Below are 11824 nucleotides of genomic sequence, written 5' to 3' on the forward strand. Positions count from 1 at the left end.
CGAAAACGGAGACCCGATGAATCCGATCAACCTTTTACTTTTATGCGGTGGCGGCGGCGATGAACACGCCATCTCCCTGCTGTCGGCCAACTACTTCGAGACCTCGCTGGCGAAACTTCCCCACCTGAATGTGCTGCGGGTCGAACTCGATGCCAAGGGACAATATCAAAGCAAATCAGGTGAGCGCTGTGAGCTGACCAATCGCCGCGAGATCCGTTTCGAAGACGAAAGCCTGGCGCCCTGGCCGGTGGATTATGTGATCCCCTGTATTCACGGCTACCCTGGCGAAACCGGCGACATTCAGTCCTATTTCGAACTCATAAACCTACCCTATTTCGGCTGTGACGCCGAGGGCTCTCGCAACTGTTTCAACAAGATCACCGCCAAGATGTGGTTTAGCGCCCTGGGGATCCCTAACACCCCTTACCTCTTCCTGAATCAACTGGACGAGCAGGCAATTGCCCAGACCACAGACGCCCTGGCCAAGTGGGGCTCAGTATTCGTAAAGGCCGCCTCACAAGGCTCCTCTGTGGGCTGTTACCGGGTCGATGACGCGGCGCAGATCCCGGCCATTCTGGCCGATGCGTTTCATTATTCGCCCTATGTGGTGGTAGAGAAAACCATTCAGGCACGGGAGCTGGAAGTCGCCGTCTATCAATACCGAGGCGAGACGGTCGCCACCCTGCCTGGCGAGGTGATCTGCGCCGGTGGCACCTTCTACACCTATGATGAGAAGTATGCCGCCGACAGCAAGGCCACCACTAAGGTCGTGGCCGAAGTCAGCGATGAGATAGCCCAGCAGATCCGCGCCTATGCGGTAAAGGTATTCGATGGCATGAAGCTTAGACACCTGTCGCGCATCGATTTCTTCCTCACGCCAGAAGGCGAGATCTTACTCAACGAGATCAACACCTTCCCCGGCCTGACGCCGATTTCTATGTTCCCTAAGATGCTGGCCAACCATGGCGATGACTTTAGCCAATACCTGAACGAAGCCATTCTGACCGGGCTTAATCGCTAATACGGAAAGGTGAACGTTAGCCATTAAAAAAGGGAGCCTAGGCTCCCTTTTTTATTCGATGCTGTGCTTTCACGCGCTGCACTTAAACTTTCATTTAAGCGTCTAGCAGCCTTGAAGTTGAGATCTCAATCTTGCGCGGCTTTAGGGCCTCCGGGATCTCACGCTGCAGATCGATATTGAGCAGGCCGTTTTCCAGATCGGCGCCAATTACAGTCACATAGTCGGCCAGCTGGAAGGTGCGCTCGAAACCGCGCTCAGCGATACCCTGATACAGGTATTTGCGCTCGCTCTCCTGCTCCGCCTTGGTGCCTTTTACCACTAGCTTGTCGCCTTCGCTGGTGATATCTAATTCTTCCATCGCAAAGCCGGCCACCGCCATGGTGATGCGATAGCGATTCTCGCTCAGCAGCTCTATGTTGTATGGGGGATAACCCGAGTTACCCTTGTTCGATGCAGCATGCTCGGCAAGCTGGGCTAAACGATCGAATCCAATGGCACTACGGTATAGAGGGGTCAAATCATAATTACGCATAGGTATATCCTTGTATTAAGCAATATAGTGGTTAGTGGCCGACAATAATTCACACGATATGTTTCGAATAAATTGCGCCGCGCCTTTTAGTGACATTACCGGGCAGCCCAAAGGCACTGCCATAACAAGATCAACATCTTGGGTAACATCAGGGGCCTCGATGAGCGCCCCATAATCACTATATGTGGATAGGCCTTTATGATTTCAAGGAAGAAATTTAAAAAAATTTTCCGGCGCCATTTGAATGCACTTGTGCAAAAGTTGATGACCCAGAAATTGAACCAGAGAATGACCCAGCTAAATGCTCTCGTAAACTAGCTTACTGCGACTTAGATGAATGTGAAATCTTGGACATAAAAAAGGCAGCCCTGAGGCTGCCCTTTGTGTCGCTTAATCCTGCTTATTGAGCAGTGATCTGACAACCTTCAACACTTTCAGAGTTTTCGTAAACGATATCGCCTACTGGGTTGTAGTCGGCCGCTACGATAGTGCCTGCATCCTTGAAGAAGGTGTACAGTACTTCGGCGTCAACATAACCTGTTTGTACTGGGTTTAGCTTAGGATAGCCGTCACCACCTGCCGCGTTGTAGCTAGGTACTGTCATGGTGTAAGAGCCAGTCGCGCTGTACTCTTTACCGTTAACTTCGCTGATAGCCACTGTCTTAGCCGCACAGTCAACCGTCATCTTAACACCAGTGATCTGAGCGTAAGCACCTGCACCAATTTGTAGGCTAGCCACTTCACCCAGGTAAGCGCTAAGCTCTTCACCTGTCATAGTGCTTAGAGTCACCATGTTACCGAAAGGCTGAACTGTCAGTACGTCGCGGTAAGAGATGTCACCGGCTTCGATTGACGCACGAACACCACCAGAGTTCATCACGCCCACATCGGCCGCAACCTTGGTACGCTGTGCATCGGCGATCAGACGACCCAGGTTAGTCTGCATGTAACGTACGTTTGCACGCTCACCGTCTAGTAAGCCATCGGTAGAAGCTATCACTTCATCCAGTTGGCCTTGACCACGCTCTTGGTAGTAAGAAAGCATCTCTTTCAGTGCAGCATCGGCCTCGATCGCTTCACCTACCAGTACTTTAGTCTCGTTACCTTGTTCATCTTTTACTTTCTTCACTAGGTTAACTGGAACCAGCTTGTAGTTAGCCAGGTGCAGTTCACCGTTGAAGTATTCGAAATCGGCACGGCCAACATACTTACCCCACTCGTGAGCTTGCATGATGTAGGTACCGTTTTGCTGATCAGGTGTACACTCGTCGCCCGGTGCAAAGTCAGCATACTCGCCGCCTTCCATACAAACTGGGTTTTGTGAGTGACCACCGATCACAGCCTGAAGTTGGCCTTGCTCAAGCGCCTTGGCCAGAGCCACGTCGCCAGGGGCGTTGCTGCCGTGTTCGCCGTTCGCATAGTGACCCATGTGAGTCGTTGCGAAGATAAGATCGGCTGCCTTAGCGTCTTTGATCTCTTTGATCACCTTAACGATCTCTTCTTTAGGATCGGTGAACTTAAGACCTGAGATAAATTCTGGGTTACCCAGTTTAGCCGTGTCTTCGGTGGTTAGACCGATAACAGCAATCTTGATGCCGTTAACATCGAATACCTTGTAGGCTTCGAAGTAGCGAGTGCCATCTTCTTTGTAGATGTTAGCCGCCAGCATTGGGAAGTTAGCGATAGAACGCTGCGAATCCAGTACCGCCAATGGGTTATCAAATTCGTGGTTACCGACCGCCATAGCGTCATAACCGATATCGTTCATACCAAGGAAATCTGGCAGTGCGTCTTGCAGATCAGACTCAGGTACACCTGTGTTGATATCACCACCAGAAAGCAGCAGCGTTTCGCCGCCATTGGCCGCCACTTCGGCGCGGATCTTTTCGATCAGCGTCTTACGTGCCGCCATACCATATTCGCCGTCTTTGTTTTCCCAGAAACGACCATGGTTATCATTGGTGTGCAGTACGGTAAATTTGGTGCAAGCAGTGCCAGCTTCAGCACATGTTGTTGGCGCCTTGTCGTCATCGCTGCTGTTACAACCAGCAAGTGCTGCCAATACAGCGGTAGCGACTAATCCTTTTAAAAGCTTATTTGTCATTACATCAACCCCTAGATTATCTTTTTTATTAACCATCATATTTTTTGATAGCGAACGTCATAATCTCGCCGCGAAATATAATAGCAAACAATATCTAGGAAATGTGGCATTTTTATGAACAAACATAGGGCAAATGTTTATTTTAAAAGCGTTTTACGCCTTTCATTGTTTCATCATCAGAACAAGGTAAAAATGAATCGCGAGACCTATCGATAAATTAAAACGCCAACAGATATCGATTTCCCATCTATTTTATTAACTTGCACCTATTTTCCAAAAAATGAGGATACTCCCTTTAAACAAACAAGCTCTAGCGTACCTAGATCACAAAACCGGTAAAAATTTCACACTAGATCAACTTTATCTAAAGCAGTAAAACGTAATACAGCACAAGTTGATGCATTTTTAGTCGCAAAGGTCGCCATTTACGGGCAATTGTTAACTTATGGTTACGGTAAAATGACCAGGCTGTGCCCGCCAATTGATTGACGTGATATCCATCACACTCTTGCAAGCATAAAAAAGAGGCGCCAACTGGCGCCCCTCGCTTATTTTAATAATCCTGTTCCAATTCAGGCAGGTAACAGGCAGGTGAACAGGCACGCTATAGGCTCAGTCGCGCCTTAAGCCAAAGACCTATCTCCTGAAGCTGATTTGGCAACACACTATGGCCCATAGGATAGGTATGCCACTCGCTGGAATAGCCCGCCTTGGAAATCAGATCATAGGCCGCGCGGCCAAGAGCCAGTGGCACCACCTCATCCTGCTCACCGTGTTGTTGCAGCAGCGGCGTACTACGATTGGCCTCACTCAAGTTATCGGGCATAGCATGGCCCGTCGGCAGATAGCAAGATAGTGCCATGATCCCCGCCAGACGCTTAGGAAAACGCAAGCCAGTAAACAGGCTCATCACCCCACCTTGGCTAAAACCGGCCAGGACTATCTTATCACTCGGCACACCAGAGGCGATCTGCTCCTCAATAAGCGCTGCAATCGCCAGCTCAGAGGCCAAGACGCCAGCCATATCGGCGCGATTGTCTACATCCATCCCCTTGATGTCATACCAGGCGGGCATCACATACCCCTGGTTGATGGTCACCGGTATGCTTGGCGCATGGGGAAAGATGAAACGCACGCCGAGTTCATCGGGCAGACCCAGAAGTGGCACCACAGGGGCAAAACCGGCACCGGAATCGCCAAGGCCATGCAACCAGATCACGCAGGCGCGGAACTGGGATTGAGGTTCTATGGTGATCCGCTCTAACGGCTGTTGAGACATAGGGTTTCCTTTATTACTCTTCATTAGGTGTTTATGTGCGGCCGATCATATCAGGAAGCCTAAGTCCACCCAACTATAGCCCGCCCAACTATTCGATAAAGTCGAATAAAAAACGCCAGTTTTCGCGTTTTTTATCCGTTTAGTCGACTGTTACACTGCACTTAAGAGTTAGATAAACGAGGCAGACACAGATGGGATTACTTCAAGGTGGCCAATGGGTCGATAAATGGTATGACACAGACAAGAGCAAGGGCGCATTTGAGCGGGAAGACGCCGCCTTTCGCCGCTGGATAAAGGCGCCAAGCGCAGATGAGCCTGAGCCCGAGTTTAAAGCCGAGTCGGGTCGCTACCATCTCTATGTCTCTCTCGCCTGTCCCTGGGCGCACAGAACCCTTATCTTTCGCGAGCTGAAGTCGTTGCAGGCCCATATCGGCGTCACCGTCGTCGAGCCCCATATGCTGAGCAACGGCTGGGAGTTTAGTGGCCCCAAGCAGAGTGAGATCGCCCAGCATATCGAGGGCAGTGAGATCGACAGGCTCAACGGCAAAGATTATCTCTATCAGATCTACCAACTGGCCAAGCCAGACTATAGCGGTCGGGTGACTGTACCTGTGCTGTGGGACAAGCAGCGCCGCACCATAGTCAGCAACGAGTCGGCGGAGATCATCCGCATGTTTAATAGCGCCTTTAACGAGATCACCGGCAATCATCTCGACTTCTACCCCGCCGCCCATAGCGAGGAGATAGATGAGATCAATCACTGGATCTATCACAAGATCAATAACGGGGTATACAGAGCCGGTTTTGCCACCACACAGGCAGCCTATGAGCAGGCTTTCGATGAACTGTTCGACGCCTTAGATAGCTTAGAGACACGTCTTAGCCAGCAGCGCTATCTGGTGGGTGACCAGATCACCGAAGCCGACTGGCGCTTGTTTACCACACTCGTGCGCTTCGATGCCGTCTATGTGGGTCACTTCAAGACCAATCGCAATCGCATCGCTGATATGCCGTCGATCCAGGCCTACCTGAAGGAGTTATACCAACACCCAGGGGTCGCCAAGACGGTCAACTTTGAGCATATCAAGCAGCACTACTACTTCAGCCATGGCCAGATCAACCCGACGCGCGTGGTCCCCAAGGGCCCCAGATTAGATCTCGACTCACTCCACGGCCGCGACCAACTTTTTAAAAACAAGCTTGGCCGTTAACGGGCTGCATCGGCAGCAACTGATGAAGTAGAAATCAATCTTGCCTAGGCGATATCGACACCGAGACTCTCGGCGATATCACCTAGTTGGTTTGCATCGTCTAAGCTAAGGTGCCAACGCACAGCGCCCGCATCGGCCACCATGATGTTGCCGGCGCTGAGCAGGCGCAGATCATCGGCCATGGCATAGAGGCTGACACCAGTAGTGAGTTTTACCAGCACCTCTTGGGGCGAGACGATTATCCGCCCGCCTGAAAATTCGATGACCATAGCTTACTTCCTCGTTAGATATGCAAAGACCCAGGAACACCCGGGCCTCTATGGTTTTCGCTATCTATATAGCTACGCTTATTCGCGCCGGCTCACCTTAGTGGTGATGACCGCCTACCCCGTGGGCATGTCCGTGGGCGATCTCTTCTGCAGTCGCCTCGCGCGCGTCGACAACCTCAAGATCGAAAGTCAGCTCGCGGCCCGCCAGTGGATGGTTGATATCCACGGTCGCCATAAACTTGCCCACCTTAAGTACGGTCACCTGGCGCTGGCCCTGGTCAGTGCTCACGATGGCACGCATGCCAGGCTTCCACACTTTCGCGCCTTGCAGATGCTTGATAGACACGCGCTGCTCGCCGTTTTCGTTACGCACACCATAGGTTTCTTCCGGTGGCAGGGTCACAGAAAACTTCTCGCCCACAGCCTTACCTTCCATCGCCTTCTCGACGCCAGGCATCATGTTGTCATGCCCATGTAGGTAGGCAATAGGATCTAATCCTTCGTTGGTTTCGAGCACTTCACCTGCTTCATCGCGTAAGGTGTAGTTAAACTGCACGACCATATCGTCTTTAATGCTCATCAAGCGTCCTTAGTTAGTCTCTCTTTATCAAGTGGGCGAAGCTTAGCAAAACTTCCCCCGGGGCGCTACGCCTGTTATGCCTTGGCGCCCGGCACTATAGCCAGATGCTCTATCTCGCTTAAGATGGCGTGATTCTTAAGGGCGAGCTGACAGACGCCGCTGCGGATCTGATGCTGAGCCGAGCAGTCTACGCTCCACTGGCGCAGCAGATAACCTGCCAGAGCGGCACGGCAACTAATTACCAATTCCCCCTCGCTCATCTGATAGTCCAGCGCAATCGCCTCGGGATGCATCAGGCTGGGATGGGGGATCAACACCAGAGAGACCAACTTCTGCCAGTAGCCATCCTTTTCTTGCAGCTCATGGTCGAAGGGTTCGGTGGCGCTCTGAGTCACCGCCTTGAAGCGGGTCACCACAAAGTCGGTAAACACCTGATGGGTGCGATCGAAACAGCGTACATGCCAGCGCTGTCCATTATTCACCAGGGTGTGCGGCACCAGCTCTCTGTGAGTTTCCCCCGATGACACGGACACATAAGTCACGGCTATCGCCTGCTTATGGGCGATAGCCCGCATCACGGCGGCAATAATATTGGTATCGGGATGAATAAGCTGCACCGCATCCAGACAGACGCTACTTGGCGTCACCGGATGGGATAGCCCGTCGCCGAAACCATTGGCCAACCCGTGGAGGATCGCCTCGGGATCATGGTCAAACAGCGGGGTAAACTCGGCGCGCCTATGGTAACGCTTGGTCTGATGCACCAGCTCCATGTTGTGGGGCGCCAACTCGCGGTAGCTGGAGAAATCCCTTGTCGCCGCCGCCAGGCCTGTGGCGAATTTGGCGATCAAGTCCTGGCGTGATACCTGGCCAAAATACTGCAAACTAAAGTCGATAAACGCCAGACGTTGCCGCTGGGCAAATGACAAACTCTCCATCGCATCCATATTGCTACCTTTATTGCCACTCGTAATACCAATCACGGTAAGTAAGTGATCAGAAATAGCACAGGAAAAACAGCCGAGAACAAGGCAGAATTTTTTGATAAGTAATTATTCTACAATCAAAAATAATAACACCGTTATCGGAGGTTTTAACAAGCTAGCATGATCAGTTATTTACTACGATTGGTATAAAATGCTGTCATTAACAAATGGCCGAGCAAATTGCCCGGCCAAAATCTTAAGCTAATGCAATTCTTAGCGAGATGCAATCATAATGGTTAGCACTATTTGATGCCCAGGGCGCTGAAGGTCTCATCGCTTGGAAAACCGTCGGCCACCAGGCCAACGCTGCGCTGAAAGGCCTGCAGGCCGGCGCGGGAGTTGACCCCAAGCACGCCATCAGGCTTACCCACCTCATAGCCCTTCTCGTTGAGTTTGGCCTGTAACTGCTTGAGCTTGGCGCGGCTGATGTTGTCATGCTTTGGCGGCGCCACATGCAGGCGCGCACCACCATTGATGCGATCGGCCAGATGCCCGACGGCGATGGCGTAAAACTCTGAGCGGTTCCAGCGCATGATCACATCGAAGTTGCCATAACCTAAGAAAGCAGGCCCCGTATGCCCTGCCGGTAGATAAAGGGCGGCTTGCATGTCGGGTGTCGACAGCGCGCGGCCATTGGCCTGAGTGATCCCTAAACCGGCCCAGGTGGTTAAACTTTGTTTATCATTACGACCCAGGTGACGATAATCATAATCCTTAGGCAAGCTTACCTCGCGGCCCCAGCGCTCGTTGCGCATCCAACCGAGATTATTCAAGAAGTTAGCCGCACTCGACAGGGCGTCTTGGGTACTGTTAAACAGATCGGCCTTGCCGTCACCATCCGCGTCCACCGCATACTTGGCATAGGCCGAGGGCATAAACTGAGTGTGCCCCATGGCGCCGGCCCAGGAGCCTTGCATCTGGGCGTTATCAAATTGGTAGGCCTCTTTGAGCTTCAACGCCTGAATTAATTCACCGGTAAAATAGTCACTGCGTCTCGGATCGCAGGCAAGGGTTGTCAGGGAGTCGATCACCGGCATCTTGCCTTTATAGGAGCCGAAATTGGTCTCCAGTCCCCAGAAGGCCACCAGATACTGGGGCGGAATGCCATATTCTTGCTGCAACTTATGCAGAAGCTGGCCATGCTGCTTAAGCAGACGTCTGCCCTCCTGAACCCGCCAGTCAGTCACGCGTTTGGAGAAATAGTTGTCGAAGGTCTGACTAAATTCCGGCTGCTTCTTATCTAGCTCTATCACCCTGGCCACATACTTCACCTGACCCAGCCCCTCTTCTACCGTCTTGCTCGACACCCCGGCGGCCAGCGCCTTCTGTTTGAGTGCGCTGACACAGGTATCGAAATCTTGGGCGAGCGCGCTAAGGCTTGGCAAGCCGGTTGCCAGGATCAGGGATGCAAAGGTGAGCAATTTTTTCAAAATAGAGACTCCAAGAGAAAACGGCTAAAAAAATAAGAAACTTAATGATCTGCAGCCGGCGAGAAACCAGACCTTCCCCAGACATGATAACGACTCGGGACACTTATACTAAATGATTTATGATTAATTATTCGAACTAAGACCAGTTTGTCCCATGAGCGGATAAATAGTGGACTGATCGGGTCACCTAGCGCTTGGCTCGTTAGCCACATCGCGTATAATGGGCTCGATTTTACCCACTCTAAGAGAACTCACATGACAGACACTAAGATGACAGACAATAGTCCCGTTTTAGCAAGCTTTATCGACAACGTAAAAGAGCAGCAAGCCGTTTGGGGCCTGCAAGATGAAACTGGCGAAGGTTGGGTCGTGTGTGACTCGTCAGAATATGAAGAAACGGATGTGATGCCGCTGTGGTCTAGCGAAGAACAGGCCAAGGTGCACTGCACTGAAGAATGGCAAGATTATCAGCCGGCTCCCATTCCACTGGAAGAGCTGCTGGAATATTGGATTCAAGATCTGCACGATGACGGCGTATTAGTGGGTATCGACTGGGTCGCCGAGCAGGAATGCCTAGAGCTCGACCCTATCATCCTGGCCAAGAGCCTGGTCGACATAGAGCAAGAGTAAGCCCTGAGCTTGCGCTTTAATATGCGCTTATACCAAGTAGCAGACAGGGGATAGCCCTTGTCTGCAAGCCTGCCCCTGGTCGACATCCCCTTCGACAGACGCCACACCTGTTGGTTCTGCGCCGAGCCCTGTGCTCATCAGTTTGACTATCACGCCTTGGGACATTGCCCTCACCCCTCGCTAGCGGTTCCCGCCTGTAAGGAGTGTCTGCAGATCGCCGAGAAGGCACCGCTTAGCTCTATCTGGGACTGCCACAGCGCAGTTAAAGACGAGTTAATGCGCCGCTATGCCAAACACCTGGCCATAGGCGAAAACTGGACCCAAGAGGAGCTAGAAGAATCGGACTTTAGCTGTAAGGTATTCGAAGGCTTTAAGAAGAGCGCCTGGTTTATGTATCAGGTCGCCAAAGAACGGGTCAGCGTTGCGCCCTGGCCCCTCAGCCTCAAGGGGATCCCACTCGACACAGCTGGTTTTGGCGGCGGTTTTGAGTTTGACGGCGTGCAATTTTCGTCGCTGGCCAAGGCCGTGGAACATTACGCCAAGATGCTGGGACTGGATAAGGCCTTTCTGCATCAGCTGCTGGCCGCCGTTGGCCGTGACCGTTTCGGCTACGCGGTGCGCATCGCCAGGATCAATATCGTCTCCACCGCCGTGGTCAAGCGTCAAGTATTGCGAGATATCCTTGCCGAGCAGGCACTCGACTATGATTCTATAGGCAATGATTCGCTAGACGATGAATAGTTGGACCTTGAATAACTAGGCGATGAAAAGCTAATAGTACTAAAAGCTTTCCGCTTAATTTACCTGTTCGGGCAACTGAGTACGTAGACGCTCCTGCACCACATCCACCAGCAGATCCGGCTGGAATTTTGAGATAAAGCGATCGCATCCCACCTTCTCCACCATGGCATTGTTAAAGCTGCCACTCAGCGAGGTATTGAGGGTAATAAAGAGATTGGCCATCCGCTTGTCGTTACGTACCTCATAGGTGAGACGATAACCGTCCATTTCGGGCATCTCGGCGTCGGTGATCAGCATGAGTATCTCTTGGTTGATATCACGCCCCTCGTCGCACCAACGCTTCAACAGCTTAAGTGCCTGCAGGCCATCCGAGGTCTCTATCACCTCAATACCCAGTGGCGCTAGCGTATCTTTTACCTGTCGGCGGGCGGTAGCAGAGTCGTCGGCAATTAAGATCTTGCGCCCTATCATCTTATCCACCAAGGCCTCATCCAATACCCCTTCCGAGATGGCGATATCATAGTGCACGATTTCCGCCAGCACCTTCTCCACATCGATAATGGAGACCAGACGAGTCGCGCCATCTACCTCCACCTTAGTGATGGCAGTCAGATAGTTATGACTGCCTGTGCTCTTGGGCGGCGGCATGATGTCGCTCCAGGTCATATTGATGATATGGTCGACCTTGCCGACCATGAAGCCCTGCACGCTGCGGTTATATTCGGTGATGATAAGGTTTGCTTCCTGGTCGCTGTTCATGGGCTGAAAACCGATGGCGGCGCGAAGATCGATAACGGGAATCGAGGTGCCACGAATGTTGGCGACCCCCTTGATGCTAGGATGGCTACCGGGTAAGGCACTCAGCTTCGGCAGCTTAACCACCTCTTTGACCTTAAACACATTGATCGCAAACAGCTGCGTCGCATTGATACGAAACAGCAACAGCTCGAGACGGTTTTCGCCAACCAACTGGGTACGCTGATCGACACTCTCTAGCACTTTAGCCATACAATTCTCACTACGTCATGATGTGATGGACGC

Annotated in this window: 12 protein-coding genes; 4 read left to right on the plus strand and 8 right to left on the minus strand. The window is 51.9% G+C overall.

The genetic code is table 11. The annotated features are described in order from the left end of the window. The first annotated feature begins 16 nt into the window (after positions 1-16). Entirely contained in the window at positions 17-1021 is a 1005-nt protein-coding gene (locus tag SHEW_RS11075; protein ID WP_011865931.1) for a D-alanine--D-alanine ligase, read from the plus strand. Between the two features lie 94 nt (positions 1022-1115). Here SHEW_RS11075 and SHEW_RS11080 read toward each other — a convergent pair whose 3' ends face one another. The 3 genes from SHEW_RS11080 to SHEW_RS11090 all read right to left on the minus strand — a co-directional run bounded on the left by SHEW_RS11080 (position 1116) and on the right by SHEW_RS11090 (position 4936). Then, positions 1116-1553 (minus strand): Hsp20 family protein, encoded by a 438-nt coding sequence (locus tag SHEW_RS11080; protein WP_011865932.1) that lies wholly within the window; start codon positions 1551-1553, stop codon positions 1116-1118. A 400-nt stretch (positions 1554-1953) separates the two neighbouring features. Next, positions 1954-3657 carry a bifunctional UDP-sugar hydrolase/5'-nucleotidase UshA gene (gene ushA / locus SHEW_RS11085; RefSeq protein ID WP_011865933.1) on the minus strand — a complete coding sequence of 568 codons (1704 nt, stop codon included), beginning with the start codon at positions 3655-3657 and terminating at the stop codon, positions 1954-1956. A gap of 604 nt (positions 3658-4261) precedes the next feature. Further along, positions 4262-4936: an alpha/beta hydrolase gene (locus SHEW_RS11090; protein WP_011865934.1), complete on the minus strand. Its 675-nt coding sequence runs from the start codon at positions 4934-4936 to the stop codon at positions 4262-4264. Positions 4937-5127: 191 nt separating this feature from the next. Between SHEW_RS11090 and SHEW_RS11095 the strand changes: the two genes are divergently transcribed. Continuing rightward, positions 5128-6147 carry a glutathione S-transferase family protein gene (locus SHEW_RS11095; protein WP_011865935.1) on the plus strand — a complete coding sequence of 340 codons (1020 nt, stop codon included), beginning with the start codon at positions 5128-5130 and terminating at the stop codon, positions 6145-6147. 44 nt (positions 6148-6191) lie between these two features. On the opposite strand, the gene SHEW_RS11100 is transcribed toward SHEW_RS11095, so the two are convergent. The 4 genes from SHEW_RS11100 to SHEW_RS11115 all read right to left on the minus strand — a co-directional run bounded on the left by SHEW_RS11100 (position 6192) and on the right by SHEW_RS11115 (position 9412). Then, the gene (locus SHEW_RS11100) at positions 6192-6416 is read right to left on the minus strand and encodes a DUF3389 family protein (RefSeq protein WP_011865936.1); all 225 of its coding nucleotides are present in this window, start codon (positions 6414-6416) and stop codon (positions 6192-6194) included. A 97-nt stretch (positions 6417-6513) separates the two neighbouring features. Beyond that, positions 6514-6996, minus strand: a complete 483-nt coding sequence (locus SHEW_RS11105) for an FKBP-type peptidyl-prolyl cis-trans isomerase (RefSeq protein ID WP_011865937.1) — start codon at positions 6994-6996, stop codon at positions 6514-6516. A 74-nt stretch (positions 6997-7070) separates the two neighbouring features. Beyond that, a complete protein-coding gene (locus SHEW_RS11110; RefSeq protein WP_011865938.1) occupies positions 7071-7943 on the minus strand; it encodes a WYL domain-containing protein in 873 nt (290 codons plus the stop codon). A 281-nt stretch (positions 7944-8224) separates the two neighbouring features. Next, the gene (locus SHEW_RS11115) at positions 8225-9412 is read right to left on the minus strand and encodes a lytic murein transglycosylase (RefSeq protein ID WP_011865939.1); all 1188 of its coding nucleotides are present in this window, start codon (positions 9410-9412) and stop codon (positions 8225-8227) included. 255 nt (positions 9413-9667) lie between these two features. Between SHEW_RS11115 and SHEW_RS11120 the strand changes: the two genes are divergently transcribed. After that, a complete protein-coding gene (locus tag SHEW_RS11120; protein WP_011865940.1) occupies positions 9668-10042 on the plus strand; it encodes a DUF2750 domain-containing protein in 375 nt (124 codons plus the stop codon). Positions 10043-10099: 57 nt separating this feature from the next. Beyond that, positions 10100-10783: a hypothetical protein gene (locus tag SHEW_RS11125; RefSeq protein WP_011865941.1), complete on the plus strand. Its 684-nt coding sequence runs from the start codon at positions 10100-10102 to the stop codon at positions 10781-10783. A 54-nt stretch (positions 10784-10837) separates the two neighbouring features. Here SHEW_RS11125 and SHEW_RS11130 read toward each other — a convergent pair whose 3' ends face one another. Next, on the minus strand, positions 10838-11791 hold the full coding sequence (locus SHEW_RS11130; RefSeq protein WP_011865942.1) for a chemotaxis protein CheV: 954 nt from the start codon (positions 11789-11791) through the stop codon (positions 10838-10840). Positions 11792-11824: the final 33 nt, after the last annotated feature.

It is taken from the genome of Shewanella loihica PV-4, assembly GCF_000016065.1.
Taxonomy (GTDB): domain Bacteria; phylum Pseudomonadota; class Gammaproteobacteria; order Enterobacterales; family Shewanellaceae; genus Shewanella; species Shewanella loihica.

Bases quoted from the DNA above. Each gene is read 5' to 3' on its own strand.
- SHEW_RS11075 (WP_011865931.1), top strand. From the start codon at position 17: ATGAATCCGATCAACCTTTTACTTTTATGCGGTGGCGGCGGCGATGAA.
- SHEW_RS11080 (WP_011865932.1), bottom strand. From the start codon at position 1,553: ATGCGTAATTATGATTTGACCCCTCTATACCGTAGTGCCATTGGATTC.
- ushA (WP_011865933.1), bottom strand. From the start codon at position 3,657: ATGACAAATAAGCTTTTAAAAGGATTAGTCGCTACCGCTGTATTGGCA.
- SHEW_RS11090 (WP_011865934.1), bottom strand. From the start codon at position 4,936: ATGTCTCAACAGCCGTTAGAGCGGATCACCATAGAACCTCAATCCCAG.
- SHEW_RS11095 (WP_011865935.1), top strand. From the start codon at position 5,128: ATGGGATTACTTCAAGGTGGCCAATGGGTCGATAAATGGTATGACACA.
- SHEW_RS11100 (WP_011865936.1), bottom strand. From the start codon at position 6,416: ATGGTCATCGAATTTTCAGGCGGGCGGATAATCGTCTCGCCCCAAGAG.
- SHEW_RS11105 (WP_011865937.1), bottom strand. From the start codon at position 6,996: ATGAGCATTAAAGACGATATGGTCGTGCAGTTTAACTACACCTTACGC.
- SHEW_RS11110 (WP_011865938.1), bottom strand. From the start codon at position 7,943: ATGGATGCGATGGAGAGTTTGTCATTTGCCCAGCGGCAACGTCTGGCG.
- SHEW_RS11120 (WP_011865940.1), top strand. From the start codon at position 9,668: ATGACAGACACTAAGATGACAGACAATAGTCCCGTTTTAGCAAGCTTT.
- SHEW_RS11130 (WP_011865942.1), bottom strand. From the start codon at position 11,791: ATGGCTAAAGTGCTAGAGAGTGTCGATCAGCGTACCCAGTTGGTTGGC.